Origin of the sequence: Kribbella pittospori (genome assembly GCF_004331465.1) — a bacterium.
Lineage (GTDB): Bacteria > Actinomycetota > Actinomycetes > Propionibacteriales > Kribbellaceae > Kribbella > Kribbella pittospori.
In genome coordinates, this window is record NZ_SJKB01000006.1 from 289,835 (window position 1) to 302,838 (window position 13,004).

The following is a 13,004-nucleotide window of genomic DNA, read 5'->3' on the forward strand; positions in this document are numbered from 1 at the left end:
GGTGGGACATTACCCGCGATCCCGGCACTCAGCCGCAGCTGGGCTAACCCTCGCACATCGGATAGACCGGGCGACCCTCCTGGAACGCGGTGACGAGCACGAGGATCTCGAAGATGACGGCGGCTGACGCTGTCACCAGCAGAACGACGGCGAGTGGTTCACGGCGGAACCAGCGAATCAGCAGCACCAGCGCGATCGCACCGGCCAGCAATCCGCCGAAGGCCAGCAGATACGCGCCGACAGGGAGCGGGAGCGATCCGTCGCACGACTCGCCGCGCCGGTGCACCAACTCGGTCTGCGCATTGGTGTTCGCCAGCGAGAGCAGCACGCCGACAACCAGGAGCGCGTAGACCAGCACCTGCCGACGGCGGTCGGCCAGGACCTCTTTGTCGCAAGACAGGCTTAGTCGAGGCCGAGTCTGGCGCGCACCTCAGGACGGCGCAGTGGCGGGACGGTCTGTGGTGGGTTGCGGCGCTCGGGCATCTCCGCCAGCAACTGCAGGGTGATCTTGGCGACCTCGGTCGCGGCCCGCTCGATCGGGCCGCGGGTGGTCGAGCTCAGCGAGCCGACGCCGGACACCTTGCGCGCGTACTGCAGTGCGGCCGCGTAGATCTCCTCAGAGGTCGCGGCCGGCTCGAGTCCCCGGAGGACGGTGATGTTTCTGCACATGCCACGACAGTAGTCGGCGACAGGGACAAACCAACGGAATTCCTATGGGGTATTGACTTCCCTAATGGTCTTAGGTTTTCCTCAGCATATGAGCACAGCTGGTCTGGATCGCCGTACCCGCCGTCGTCAGGCGACCATCGAGGAGATCCTCGACGTCGCCATCGAACTGATGGAGGCCGAGGGTGTCGCGGCGCTCAGCCTGTCCGCGGTGGCCCGCCGGCTCGGCATGCAACCGCCGTCGCTCTACCAGTACTTCCCGTCCAAGATGGCCATCTACGACGCACTGTTCCAGCGCGGGGCCGAGCTCTTCCTGGCCGCTCAGCGCGATGCCATCGCCGCGGCGACCACCGACGATGTCGTCGAGCTCCATCTGATCGGCTCGACTGCGTGGGCCCGGTGGTGCCTGGAGCACCGGGTCTACTCACAGTTGCTGTTCTGGCGGACGATCCCCGGGTTCGAGCCGAGCCCGGAGGCTTACGCGCCGGCCCAGGAGGCGCTGCTGGAGGTCCGTCGGCATCTGCAGGCAGGTGTCGATGCCGGCCGGCTGCACCCGGACGCGGCCGGCGAGGACGGGATCGCGTTGTTCACGTCGATCACAGCCGGGTTGCTCTCGCAGCAGATCGCCAACGAGCCGGACGCTTCGTTGGAGGAAGGGCGGTTCAGCCGGCTGCTGCCCGTCGTACTCGAGATGTTCTACCAGCACTACGCACCGACCAGGGGGAAGTGATGACTGCAGTACTCGCGGAACAGATCGGACGAGCCGACCGAGCGCAATGCCGGCTCCACCGGGATGCGGAGATCCAGGCGTGGCACGAGCTGCTCGCGTCGATCGAGGGGACCGAGTGGAAGCGCCGTACGGTGTGCGACGAGTGGGATGTCGCGGACATCGCCGGGCATCTGATCGGCCAGGCGGAGGACGTGATCACGCCGTGGTCGTTCCCGCGGCGCTTCCGGAAAGGGAAGCGGGTCTACCCGGGAATACCCCGGTTCGACGCGCACATGATGGTGCAGGCCGACGAGCACCGCGGTACGCCGCCGGCCGAACTCCGGGCGTTGTTCGACACCCGGTGGGGCAAGGCGACCCGCAAGATCTCACGCAATCCGGAGCTGTTCCGGCGGATCACGATGCAGGCGGACGGCTTCCCGCGGATGTCCCTCGGCTACGTCCACGACGTTCTGCTGGCGCGGGACCTGTGGATGCATCGGGACGACATCTGCCAGGCGCTCGGGCGGTCCTTCGACGCCGGACCGTACGCCGAGGAGATCGTCGGACAGGTGATGTACGACGTGGTCGACGGACCGTACTGGGATGACCGGCCGACCGTCGTACTGGAACTCACAGGCCAGGGCGGCGGGACGTACCGGCTCGGGAGGGATGAGCCGGTCGGTCGCGCCGCCGTGGACGCGGTCGGCTACATGCGAACGCTGTCGGGTCGCGACGACGCACCTGTGGTGTCAGGTGACGCCGCCGCGGTCGACGCGGTCAGTTCGTGCCGGATGCCGTTCTAGTACGACGGCTGGCTGGGGTCTCTAGTACGCCGGCTGGCTCGGGTCGATCTGGTCGACCCAGGCAACCACTCCGCCACCGACGTGGACGGCGTCGGAGAAGCCGGCGCCCTTCGCGATCGCGAGCACCTCGGCAGACCGGACGCCGGACTTGCAGTGGAACACCAACTGCTTGTCCTGCGGCAGCTTCTCCAGCGCCACACCCGTCTGGAAGTCCGCCTTCGGGATCAGCACCGAGCCCGGGATCTTGTTGATCTCGTACTCGTTCGGCTCGCGGACGTCGATCAGGACGAAGTCCTTCTCGCCGTTGTCCTTGAGCTTGATCCACTCGCTCAACTGCTTCACCGAGATGGTCGAGCCGACGGCCGCGTCGGCCGCCTCCTCGGTCAGCGCGCCGCAGAAGCTCTCGTAGTCGATCAGCTCGGTGACGGTCGGGTTCTCACCGCAGATGGCGCAGTTCGGGTCCTTGCGGACCTTCAGCGAACGCCAGTTGAGGTCGAGCGCCTCGTAGATGTTCAGCCGGCCGAGCGACGGGTCGCCGATACCGGTGAGCAGCTTGATCGCCTCGGTGACCTGGGCTGCGCCGACGGACGCGCAGAGCACGCCGAGTACGCCGCCTTCCGCACAGGACGGAACCATGCCGGGGGGCGGCGGCTCCGGGTAGAGGCAGCGGTAGCACGGGCCGTGCTCGGCCCAGAACACGCTGATCTGGCCGTCGAAGCGGAAGATCGAGCCCCAGACGTACGGCTTGCCGAGCAGCACCGCGGCGTCGTTCACCAGGTACCGGGTGGCGAAGTTGTCGGTGCCGTCGACGATCAGGTCGTACTGCTCGAAGATCTCGAAGACGTTGTCGTTGTCCAGCCGGGTCTCGTGCAGGACGACGTTCGTGTTCGGGTTGGTCTCGAGAATCGACTCCTTGGCCGACTGGGCCTTGGACTTGCCGACGTCGGACTGGCCGTGGATGATCTGGCGCTGCAGGTTCGACTCGTCGACGGTGTCGAACTCGACGATGCCGAGGGTGCCGACGCCGGCCGCGGCCAGATAGAGCAGCGCCGGGCTGCCCAGGCCGCCGGCGCCGATCACCAGCACCTTGGAGTTCTTCAGCCGCTTCTGTCCGGCCATCCCGACCTCGGGGATGATCAGGTGCCGCGAATACCGGCGCACCTCGTCGATGGTCAGCTCGTCGGCTGGTTCGACCAGCGGTGGCAGTGACACGTGTCGGCTCCTCGTGAAGATGTCGGACGGGATCTCCGGTTTTCAACCATCCGTCCCACCTCCATGTTCCCGCACAACCAAACCCACCCCCGCCCAAGTCCGCATCCCGGACCCCGCGTCTCACCCCCACCACACCCCGTGAGCATCCGCCCCGCCCATCCACCGACCTTGAGCACCGGTCAACCATCCCCAGCCCGCTCAGGTGGATGACCCGTGCACAAAGTCGCATCAGCAGGGGGTCTGGTCGCGGCGGACCGCCGCTCCGGCGACCACCTGACGGGGCTGAGTGAAGTTCGCCGGTCCGGGCGCCCCCAGGGCGCCCGGACCGGCTGCTCTTCTAGTCGTTGTCGGTGATCGTGGCCCGCAGCGTCTTCGGGAGCTTGACCTCCGCGCCGTCGACCGCCCCGACGACAACGGAGAACGTCTCGCCCGGCTCCTTCACTGTGTCGTCGACAAGGGTCACCGTGACCTCCCCGGCCGCCTTCCCCGGCTCCACATACCCGTCCACCGAGCGGTTCGCCGGGTCGGACCCGTCGTCGTACGCCCCCTTGTAGTCCTTCCGGAGTACCGCGGTCCCGTCCTTCAATTCGCCGGAGATGGTGACGATCTTGTCGCTCGGCGCGGACAGCTTGACCGGGAACTTCACCTCTCCGGCCTTCTCCGACGCCTGCGCGTTCCCAAGCGTGAGCGTCGGCGTCGGGTCGTCGTCGATCACCAGACCGTGCCCGAACGACTGATCCAGCAGCCCATCCCGCGGCACCGACAGCACCAGGTCGAACGGAAGGTCGTAGCTGTCCCAGGTGTTCGAGTGGATCGACACGCTCACCTTCTGCCGCACCTGCCCCGGCTTGAACACGAGCTTCCGCGTGACATCCCCCACGGTCTCGCCCAGCTCGCCGCTCGTCTCGGCGTACACAGTCACGGGCCGGATGCTCGGCCGCGCCATCGTCACCCAGAAGTCCGCCGAGTTGATGCCCTTGTCACCCTCCTTGACCTTCACGTTCGACGCAGACAGCTTCGGCAGCAGGACAGCCGGCGCAGACGACCCCACTCCAGGCGACGAGAACGCCAGATCGCTCACGTACGCCGACCCACCCGCCACCCGGTCCGTCCGCAACTCCACGGCCCGTACGTCGCGCAGGTCCACACCCTTGAGCGACCCGACCGGGATGCGCACGGTCCGCAGCAAGTTCTTCGGCAGCCCGTTCGCGTTGCTCCCCGGCATCCGCACCAGCGCGTCGCTCACAGTGGACACCGGTACGACGGCTGCCCGTCCGTGCCCATCGACGACCCGCACACTCAGATCGGTCTTCGGCGTACCAGCCGGGTCCGGCGCTGCCCGGAACGACAGTGCGGCAAAGCGCCGTACGTCGCGCTGCCAGGCAGGCAGGTTGAGCCGCAGTACGCCGTCCGTCCCGGTCCACGTCAGTTTGGTGACCGCAGTGGTCGGTGTCCTGGCCGCAAACCACGCAGTACTCCAGTGCGGCGTGTTGCCGAAGTCAGCCGTCGACATACAGGTCGGAGTCGCGGCACGAGCCAGACGGGAGTTCAACTCCTCAACTCCCGCACACACTGTCGCGGTTGCCTTCCCACTGACCGCTCCGGCGGGGAGCGGCTGGTCCAGATGATTCACATCCCGTCGCGATGCCAACGGCGCCTGAGCCACCACCCGTACGACGGCCCGCCCAGCCGAAGCAGCCCGACTGTCAGATCCGTCCAGCAGCGGCAGGAACTTCGTCTCATGCCCCAACTGCACCCGGAAGAACCCCGCGATGTACGCCGTACCGACGGCCTGCTGCTCCTTCGCCGTCAGCCGGCCCGCGTACTTCGCTCCGCACGGCGACTCCTTCTCCTCACCGAACCAGTCGTCGCCCGACGGCGCCTCGGACTGCCCCGGAGTCCACTCGGTGTTGAAGAAGTTGTGGTTCGCACCGAGCACGGTGATCGTCGACCGCGGCGCGGTGTCGCCGGTGACCGAGTAGCGGGTGTCGTCGTAGAACTTCTGCCCTTGCAGGTCGGACACATCGCCATCGCAGTACGGCAGCACCACACTCATCGCGACACCCGGCACGGTCGTCCGGGCGAAGTCGGTCGGTGCGAGCGGCAGGACCGCGCGGATCCCGAACTGCCCACCGCGGTCGGCGTTCAGCACCGCGGCCCGCGCGACGCCGTCGCCGCCACGGGAGTGCCCCATCAGGCCGACGTTGCGCAGATCGATCTTGCCGACGAACTTGCGGCCGAACGGGCCGCCACCGAGCGTCGACCATTTCTTCCACAGCGCCAGATGATCAAGTGTCAACTCGGCCCGCGCCTGCGCACCGGCGTCGTACACATCACCGTCGTAGGCGTTGACCGCGTTCGCGCTGATCGACACGACCTGGTACCCGTTGCTGGCCAGCGCTGTCGCGGGACCGTCGTACCCGCGGAAGCTCCGCACCGGCTTCATCGTGCCGGAGCACGGCCACGGCTTGTCGGTCGGTTGATCGTCGCCCTCGCCGTAGCAGTACTGGTGGCGACCATGCAGGAAGACCACCAGCGGCCGCGGCCCAACGGCACCGCGCGGCGTGTACACCTTGCCGCGGATCTCCGACCGTTGCCCGAGGCCCGGAAGGAAGACCGCCTCGTCACCGAGGTTGTACTCCGACGTCTCGACCTGATACTGGCCGACGGCACCGGGATCGTCGTTCAGCTCCGGTCCACGCCGGGCCTTCAGCCAGTCCGCGTCGGTCGGCCCGGCACCCTGGCTCCGTTCCTGGCCCTTGCCGGCCTCCTTGCCGAGATCACCCGACCAGATCAGCCGTACGTCGCGCGCCTTCAGCACAGCCGGATTCGTGGTGATCAACGTCAGAGTGCGCTGATCTGGCGACTGCTTCGCCACTCCCAGCGGCACGCCATTGACGGCCAGTAACGGCAGCGACGCGCGCATCGGCGCCGGCGCGTCCAGCCGGAGGGTGAGCTGATAGCCGGAGGCGACCGGCTCGACTTCCCAGTTGTTGCCTTGAGCAAGCGATGGCGGTGCTTGCGGTGTGGCGGTTGCCGGCAGTGCCGGCAGGACCCCCACTCCCAGTAGTGCGACCATCCCCAGCGACAGGCTCTTTCTGAATCTGCCGATTACCCGCACAGTGGTCCTCTCGTTCGACGAACCTTCGACATCGGTCCGACTTCGTGGGCGAGAGGAAAGTTGATCTGACCGGCTGCTCAGCCGTGTCTCAGTCCTGCGACAGCTTCGACTCGATCAGCCGCGGCTCGTCCAGGCGCGGCGGCCAAGAATCAGGCGATCAGCTGACGGAACGCCCGGGCGACCTGGTCCGGGTGCTCCATCTGCGCGACATGGCCGGACTTCGGCAGGTAGAGCAGACGCGCGTTGCGGAAGGCACGCTGGGCCTTGGTCCGGATCCGCGCGTCGACCAGCTTGTCCTTCCCGCCGTAGATCAACAGGACCGGACACTCCAGCTTCGCCGCGTCCGCCCACAGCGACCGCCGCGGCATCGCCAGCGACGACCGCAGGATGCTCCGGGCGCCGTCGACCGTTGCCTGCCGCACCCACGGGTCGCCGTCGCGCCGCCGCAGTTCCGCCTCGTACGCCGCCCGCACCTCGGGTGCCAGCGATCGCGGATCGCCGAACACCATGGCCAGCGACGCCTCGAACCGCCGGTCGAACGGCAACCGACGCGTCCGCTCCAGTACGGCGGGACCCAGCCGGGGCGTCGCGATCGCGGTGAACCAGAGCGCACTGGCCGACACCCGCGGATGAGGGAGCGCGGGCGAGATCAGGGTGAGTGACGCGACCAAGTCGGGACGCTTCCCGGCGATGGCCACCGCGGTCGCACCGCCCATCGAGTTCCCGAACAGGTGCAGCGGCCGGTCGAACTCACGCTCCACCAGTTCGATCAGGAGGTCGGCCTGCTCGTAGATCCCGGCAGCGCCGGACAGCGGCGTACGTCCGAAGCCTGGGAGGTCGGGGGCGATGCCACGGACGGTGTCGTTGAGCATCAGGCCCAGAGCGGTCCAGTTCAGCGAGGAGCCGTTCAGACCGTGCACGAACAGCGCGGGCGGCAGCTCCGGCGCCGCATCCGGCACGTCCCGCACCAGCAGATCCGCGCTTCCGACCGACACCTGCCGCGTCGGCCACTCCCGTACTTCCAGCGGGCCCTCAGCCCCGGTTACTCCCGCGTAACTCTCCACCTGACCCATGGTAGGACGCTCTCGTGCTGCTGCCGGCAAACCACCGTTAGAGACTCGGCTGGGTGGAGACTGGGAGGCATGGCAGCGCCGCAGCAACTGACGACCGAGGTCGATGGGCAGACGATGAAGCTCACGAACCTCGGCAAGGTGCTCTACCCGCAGACCGGCTTCACCAAGGCCGAGGTGATCGACTACTACCACCAGGTCGCCGAACTGCTGCTCCCGCACCTGTCCGACCGTCCACTCACCCGCAAGCGCTGGCCCGATGGCACAGGGGCGCAGTACTTCTTCGAGAAGAACGCACCGCGCGGTACGCCGGCCTGGGTGCGGACCGTGACCCTGCCAACGCCCGGGAGCTCGACCGGACGAGACGAGGCCGACTTCGTGGTCGCAGACGACATCCAGACCGTGGTGTGGCTGGCGAACCTCGCCGCACTTGAGCTGCACATCCCGCAATGGCGGATCGGTCTGTCGGACACGGGCAAGGACCCGCAGGCCGACCTGATCGTGTTCGACCTCGACCCAGGACCAGGAGCGAGCATCGTCGAGTGCTGCGACGTTGCTCTGGCGCTACGCGAGCTGCTGGGGCACTACGGACTGGAGGGGTGGCCGAAGACGTCCGGCAACAAGGGCATGCATCTGTACGTCCCGATCGAGCCGGCGTCGTCCCGGAGTACCAGCGCCTTCGCCAAGCTCCTGGCCGAGCAACTGGCCGAGGCGCTGCCGGAGAACGTGACCGCGAACATGACCAAGGCACTGCGTCCCGGCAAGGTCTTCATCGACTGGAGCCAGAACGCCAGCGCCAAGACCACACTGGCGCCGTACTCCCTGCGCGGAGCCGAAGAACCACGGGTCTCCACCCCGATCGACTGGGACGAGGTGGCCTCGGCAACCGACGCCGAGGAGCTCCGCTTCCTGCCCCACGAGGTGCTGGCCCGGATCGAGGAGTACGGCGACGTCCTCGAGGGGCTGTACGACGACCCGCAGCCGCTACCGTCGATACCGTCGTAACTGTCCGTCGCCGAGCGAAGGAGCAGTCGCATGACCAGTGAGACCGACTACGAGGGTCCCGGCTTCGACAGCGTCCCCGACGACGCACCGGAGGCCGACGTGATCGAGCAGCGGGAGGACTCCACCGAGGTGGACGACTTCACCCCGGACGACGGCGTACCCAGCGAGGCCGACCCCGCCGACGTGGAGGAGCAGCGCCGCGTGGTGGGCGACTCCGGCGAGGACGACTATCGCTGACCGCTACCACGATGGAACGCCGACCGGCGGGGAAGCTACTGGCCGGGAGGACTGCTGGGTAGGATTCGGGGAACGACCCGGCGGTCGAGCCCGAGCTGCCGGTGCCGCACCATCGAAGGAGCCGACGTGTCGACGACACCCGAGACCGCGCCCAAGCGTGGCAGCCGCCTGCCGCGGCTGGCCCGCCGCGCGCAACTGCTCGAGGCGGCGCAGGAGGTCTTCGTCGCGAACGGGTACCACGCCGCCGCGATGGACGACATCGCGGACCGCGCCGGCGTCTCCAAGCCGGTCCTCTACCAGCACTTCCCCGGCAAGCTCGAGCTGTATCTGGCACTGCTGGACAGCTCCTGCGACGCGATCATCGCCTCGGTCCGGGACGCGCTGAAGTCGACCGAGGACAACAAGCTACGAGTCGCCGCCACCATGCACGCGTTCTACGACTACGTGGCGAACGCGCAGGGTGCCTTCCGGCTGGTGTTCGAGTCGGACCTCACCAACGAGACGGCGGTCCGGGAGCGGGTCGACCGGGTCACGCACACCTGCGCCGAGGCGGTGTCGGAGGTGATCAGTGCGGACGCCGGGCTGAACCGTGAGCAGTCCATGGTGCTGGCTGTCAGCCTGGTCGGCATGGCCCAGGTCAGTGCCCGCTACTGGCTGGCCTCCGACGACCCGACGCTGGCTCAGCAGCAGGCGGCCGACCTGGTCGCCTCGCTGGCCTGGCGCGGCATCCGCGGTTTCCCCCGCACCGACTCCTGACCAGCGCCACCACGGTACGACGTACCTCCCACCCGCCCCTTTCCAACGCGAGGGGGGCGTGGCTCGCGGGGCAGGCACCGGCGTACCCGGGGGTTCTGCTCTGGGCGGACGGGTGAGAGCTGGGGGTCGGTAGCGGATAGGCTCGAACCGTCACCGGCGAGAGCCGCCGGTCGGAACGTGCCCGGAGGGTTTCGTGGAGGTCAAGATCGGCGTACAGCACGCCAATCGTGAGTTGGTGCTCGAGAGCGAGCAGAGCCCGGACGAGGTCCAGGAGGCGGTCGCGGCGGCGCTCAGCGGCAAGTCCAACCTGCTGCAGCTCACCGACGACAAGGGCCGCCGGGTGATCATTCCGGCCGACCGGCTGGCGTACGTCGAGATCGGCGAGGTGTCGATTCGCAAGGTCGGGTTCGGCGCGATCTGATCGCGGTCCGGACACAGTCGCGCGTGTCCTGGTTGCGGAGTGCCACCCAGGGGGCACGATGGCGGTAAGACCTGCGTTGCGGTGGTCTGGTAGCACGGGGCGCCAGGCCGGGGCGCGGGTCAGCCATCCCTCATAAGGAGGAACCGTGTACTGGGTCTGGATGCTCATCGTCAGTCTCATCGCGGGCATCATCTTCGGGCCGCTGGCCCGGCTGGTGCTCCCCGGCAAGCAGAACATCAGCCTCGGCTGGACCATCCTGGGAGGCGGCATCGGCGCCTTCATCGGCGGTCTGATCGCGAAAGCCTTCGGAGTCAAGGACACCCCCGGCCTGGACTGGACGCAGTACCTGATCCAGATCATCTGCGCCGTGATCGTCGTCGGCGTCATCGCCGGCTACCAGAGCAGATCGAAAGCCTCAGCCTGACTACCTCACCTCAGCGGCCGCCACCCCGATCCGGGGCAGGCGGCCGCTCTGCTTCTAGGGGGTCAGGCCTGCAGGCCGAGCGCGGTCATCCGGGCGGTGTGCGCCTCGGTCAGACGGGTGAACATCCGGCCGATCGCGGCCAGGTCCAGTCCGGGCCGGTCGACGCTGCCGGCCAGCAGCGCGGCCAGCGAGTCCCGGTCGGCGGCGATCCGCTGCGCCTGGCTGAGCGCCTCACCGACCAGCCGACGGCCCCACAGCGCCAGCCGGCCGCCCAGCTTCGGGTCCTCCTCGATCGCGGCCCGGACCCGGTCCACCACGAACTCGGCCTGACCGGAGTCGGCGAACACCTCGAGCACCAGGGCCCGCGTCTCCGCGTCCACGAACGACGCGATCTCGCGGTAGAAGTCGTTGGCCAGACCGTCCCCGACGTACGCCTTGACCAGGCCCTCCAGCCAGTCCGACGGCGCGGTGTGGTCGTGGAACGCGTCCAGCGGCGTCACGAACGGCCGCATCGCTTCCATCGGGTCCACGCCGAGCGCGACCAGCCGGTCCCGCAGCTGCCGGAAGTGCCCGAACTCGGTGGTCGCCAGCGCCGCCAGCTCCGCCTTGTCGTTCAGGGTCGGTGCCAGTTTCGCGTCCTCGGCGATCCGCTCGAACGCGGTCAGCTCGCCGTACGCGAGAACTCCCAGCAGATCCACCGCCGCGGCCCGGTAGGCGGGATCATCAAAGGCCGTCTGCTCCATGCCCGGCACCCTATCTGTCCACCGGCGGGAGTGGCGCAAACCACACGAAGCGGCGTTGACAGCTCATGCGGTTACACTGGTGGGCGATTCGCCGGTGACGCGCCCAGATGGGCAAGCTGGTGCGAGGTGCTTGCACAGTGTCCCCGCGCCTCACAGACGAGGCTGACAAGCCTCTGGCGCCCGGCCACAGAGCACCTGTCCGTATCAAGCATGTTGAGAGGCGATCAGCCTGACCACCTTCCGAGAGCTCGGGGTGTTACCCGAGATCTGTGACGCGCTCGATCGCGTCAACATCGTCGAGCCGTTTCCGATCCAGGAAATGACGCTCCCGGTCGCCCTGATGGGCACTGACCTGATCGGTCAGGCCCGCACCGGCACCGGTAAGACGCTGGGCTTCGGCATTCCGTTGCTGCAGCGCACCATCTCCCCCGGCGAGGCCGACTACGAGGAACTGGCCGCGCCCGGCAAGCCGCAGGCGCTGGTCGTCACCCCGACCCGTGAGCTGACCATCCAGGTCGCCAAGGACCTCGAGACCGCGTCCACCGTTCGCACCGTCCGGATCCTCACCGTGTACGGCGGGGTCGCCTACGAGCCGCAACTGGACGCGCTGAAGAAGGGCGTCGACGTCGTCGTCGGTACGCCGGGACGCCTGCTGGACCTGGCGAACCGGGGCGTGCTCGACCTCAGCCACATCAAGGTTCTGGTGCTGGACGAGGCCGACGAGATGCTCGACCTGGGCTTCCTGCCCGACGTGGAACGCATTCTGCGCAAGACTCCCGAGCTGCGGCAGACGATGTTGTTCTCGGCAACGATGCCGTCGGCCGTGATCGCGCTGGCCCGGACCCACATGCGGCACCCGCTGAACATCCGCGCCGAGTCGCACGAAGACACCGAGATGGTGCCGACGACCGCGCAGTTCGTCTACCGGGCGCACGACCTCGACAAGCCCGAGGTGGTTGCGCGGATCCTGCAGGCCGAGGACCGCGGCCGGGTGATGATCTTCTGCCGGACCAAGCGGGAGGCGTCCCGCCTCACCGACGACCTGCAGGACCGCGGGTTCAAGGCCGCCGCGATCCACGGCGACCTGAACCAGCAGGCTCGCGAGCGGGCGCTGACCCGGTTCCGCGGCGACAAGATCGACGTACTGATCTGCACCGACGTCGCTGCCCGCGGCATCGATGTCGAGGGTGTCACGCACGTCATCAACAACACCTGCCCCGAGGACGAGAAGGCCTACATCCACCGGATCGGCCGGACCGGCCGGGCGGGTGCGAGCGGGATCGCGGTGACGTTCGTCGACTGGCCGGACGTGACGCGGTGGAAGACCATCAACAAGGCGCTCGACCTGCCGTACGACGAGCCGCAGGAGATCTACTCGACGTCGCCGGAGCTGTACCACGACCTCGGCATCCCGACCGATGCGAAGGGCCGGATCAAGCCGGCTCGGGAGCAGCGCGAGGAGAAGCCGGCCCGGGAGCCGCGGCGCAGCGAGGACCGCGCCGAGGACGGCGAGCGTCCGGCCCGGAAGCGGAACCGGACCCGCAAGCGCACGCGCTCGGGGCAGCCGCTCGAGGAGAACGCCGACGTCACGACCAAGACCGAGGTCCCGCCCTCCACGGAGTCCGCGACGGAGGCCGCCGAGGCTCCGGCCGAGCGGAAGCCGCGCAAGCGGGCCCGCACTCGCAAGAGCGCGCAGAAGCCTGTCGACAAGGCCGTTGAGACGGCCGCCGCCGAGCCTGCCAACGCAGAGCCTGTCGCTGCCGAGCCTGCTCAGAAGGCCGCGCCGGAGCCGGGCACGAGCCCGACCGTCCCGCTGTTCACCGCTCCGGAGTGACCT

The 13,004-nt window shown here is 68.3% G+C and carries 14 protein-coding genes; 8 read left to right on the forward strand and 6 right to left on the reverse strand.

Translation table 11 applies throughout. The features are described from left to right. Window positions 1-43: 43 nt before the first annotated feature. Both E0H73_RS20795 and E0H73_RS20800 read right to left on the reverse strand, forming a co-directional pair. Window positions 44-358 carry a hypothetical protein gene (locus E0H73_RS20795; RefSeq protein ID WP_131358903.1) on the reverse strand — a complete coding sequence of 105 codons (315 nt, stop codon included), beginning with the start codon at window positions 356-358 and terminating at the stop codon, window positions 44-46. Window positions 359-402: 44 nt separating this feature from the next. Further along, entirely contained in the window at window positions 403-669 is a 267-nt protein-coding gene (locus tag E0H73_RS20800; protein ID WP_131358906.1) for a DUF2277 domain-containing protein, read from the reverse strand. An 88-nt stretch (window positions 670-757) separates the two neighbouring features. On the opposite strand from E0H73_RS20800, the gene E0H73_RS20805 reads away from it, so the two are divergent. Continuing rightward, complete coding sequence (locus tag E0H73_RS20805) at window positions 758-1,396, forward strand: TetR/AcrR family transcriptional regulator (protein WP_165555756.1); 639 nt, start codon at window positions 758-760, stop codon at window positions 1,394-1,396. Beyond that, the gene (locus E0H73_RS20810; protein ID WP_131358913.1) at window positions 1,396-2,178 is read left to right on the forward strand and encodes a maleylpyruvate isomerase family mycothiol-dependent enzyme; all 783 of its coding nucleotides are present in this window, start codon (window positions 1,396-1,398) and stop codon (window positions 2,176-2,178) included. Before E0H73_RS20805 ends, E0H73_RS20810 begins: the two co-directional genes overlap by 1 nt. Window positions 2,179-2,199: 21 nt before the next feature. On the opposite strand, the gene moeZ is transcribed toward E0H73_RS20810, so the two are convergent. The 3 genes from moeZ to E0H73_RS20825 form a co-directional block, all read right to left on the reverse strand. After that, a complete protein-coding gene (gene moeZ / locus E0H73_RS20815) occupies window positions 2,200-3,390 on the reverse strand; it encodes an adenylyltransferase/sulfurtransferase MoeZ (protein ID WP_131358916.1) in 1,191 nt (396 codons plus the stop codon). Window positions 3,391-3,727: 337 nt separating this feature from the next. Next, window positions 3,728-6,469, reverse strand: coding sequence for a Calx-beta domain-containing protein (locus E0H73_RS20820; RefSeq protein ID WP_238164133.1), 2,742 nt, complete (start codon window positions 6,467-6,469; stop codon window positions 3,728-3,730). Window positions 6,470-6,660: 191 nt separating this feature from the next. After that, window positions 6,661-7,575, reverse strand: coding sequence for an alpha/beta fold hydrolase (locus E0H73_RS20825; RefSeq protein WP_131358924.1), 915 nt, complete (start codon window positions 7,573-7,575; stop codon window positions 6,661-6,663). Between the two features lie 78 nt (window positions 7,576-7,653). On the opposite strand from E0H73_RS20825, the gene ligD reads away from it, so the two are divergent. From ligD to E0H73_RS20850, 5 genes are all read left to right on the forward strand, one after another. After that, window positions 7,654-8,586 carry a non-homologous end-joining DNA ligase gene (gene ligD / locus E0H73_RS20830; RefSeq protein ID WP_131358927.1) on the forward strand — a complete coding sequence of 311 codons (933 nt, stop codon included), beginning with the start codon at window positions 7,654-7,656 and terminating at the stop codon, window positions 8,584-8,586. 30 nt (window positions 8,587-8,616) lie between these two features. Further along, a complete protein-coding gene (locus tag E0H73_RS20835) occupies window positions 8,617-8,823 on the forward strand; it encodes a hypothetical protein (RefSeq protein WP_131358930.1) in 207 nt (68 codons plus the stop codon). 126 nt (window positions 8,824-8,949) lie between these two features. Then, window positions 8,950-9,579 carry a TetR/AcrR family transcriptional regulator gene (locus E0H73_RS20840; protein ID WP_131358933.1) on the forward strand — a complete coding sequence of 210 codons (630 nt, stop codon included), beginning with the start codon at window positions 8,950-8,952 and terminating at the stop codon, window positions 9,577-9,579. Window positions 9,580-9,772: 193 nt separating this feature from the next. After that, window positions 9,773-10,000: a DUF3107 domain-containing protein gene (locus E0H73_RS20845; RefSeq protein WP_131358936.1), complete on the forward strand. Its 228-nt coding sequence runs from the start codon at window positions 9,773-9,775 to the stop codon at window positions 9,998-10,000. A 145-nt stretch (window positions 10,001-10,145) separates the two neighbouring features. After that, the gene (locus E0H73_RS20850) at window positions 10,146-10,424 is read left to right on the forward strand and encodes a GlsB/YeaQ/YmgE family stress response membrane protein (RefSeq protein ID WP_131358939.1); all 279 of its coding nucleotides are present in this window, start codon (window positions 10,146-10,148) and stop codon (window positions 10,422-10,424) included. A 62-nt stretch (window positions 10,425-10,486) separates the two neighbouring features. On the opposite strand, the gene E0H73_RS20855 is transcribed toward E0H73_RS20850, so the two are convergent. Continuing rightward, window positions 10,487-11,167 carry a ferritin-like fold-containing protein gene (locus E0H73_RS20855; protein ID WP_131358941.1) on the reverse strand — a complete coding sequence of 227 codons (681 nt, stop codon included), beginning with the start codon at window positions 11,165-11,167 and terminating at the stop codon, window positions 10,487-10,489. Between the two features lie 319 nt (window positions 11,168-11,486). Here E0H73_RS20855 and E0H73_RS20860 point away from each other — a divergent pair, with 319 nt between their 5' ends. Next, window positions 11,487-13,001, forward strand: a complete 1,515-nt coding sequence (locus tag E0H73_RS20860) for a DEAD/DEAH box helicase (protein ID WP_131358944.1) — start codon at window positions 11,487-11,489, stop codon at window positions 12,999-13,001. The last annotated feature ends 3 nt before the right edge of the window (window positions 13,002-13,004 follow it).

Coding starts and splice junctions, on each gene's coding strand:
- E0H73_RS20855 (WP_131358941.1), bottom strand. CDS start 11,167: ATGGAGCAGACGGCCTTTGATGATCCCGCCTACCGGGCCGCGGCGGTG.
- E0H73_RS20810 (WP_131358913.1), top strand. CDS start 1,396: ATGACTGCAGTACTCGCGGAACAGATCGGACGAGCCGACCGAGCGCAA.
- E0H73_RS20820 (WP_238164133.1), bottom strand. CDS start 6,469: ATGGTCGCACTACTGGGAGTGGGGGTCCTGCCGGCACTGCCGGCAACC.
- E0H73_RS20835 (WP_131358930.1), top strand. CDS start 8,617: ATGACCAGTGAGACCGACTACGAGGGTCCCGGCTTCGACAGCGTCCCC.
- E0H73_RS20860 (WP_131358944.1), top strand. CDS start 11,487: ATGACGCTCCCGGTCGCCCTGATGGGCACTGACCTGATCGGTCAGGCC.
- ligD (WP_131358927.1), top strand. CDS start 7,654: ATGGCAGCGCCGCAGCAACTGACGACCGAGGTCGATGGGCAGACGATG.
- E0H73_RS20800 (WP_131358906.1), bottom strand. CDS start 669: ATGTGCAGAAACATCACCGTCCTCCGGGGACTCGAGCCGGCCGCGACC.
- E0H73_RS20805 (WP_165555756.1), top strand. CDS start 758: ATGAGCACAGCTGGTCTGGATCGCCGTACCCGCCGTCGTCAGGCGACC.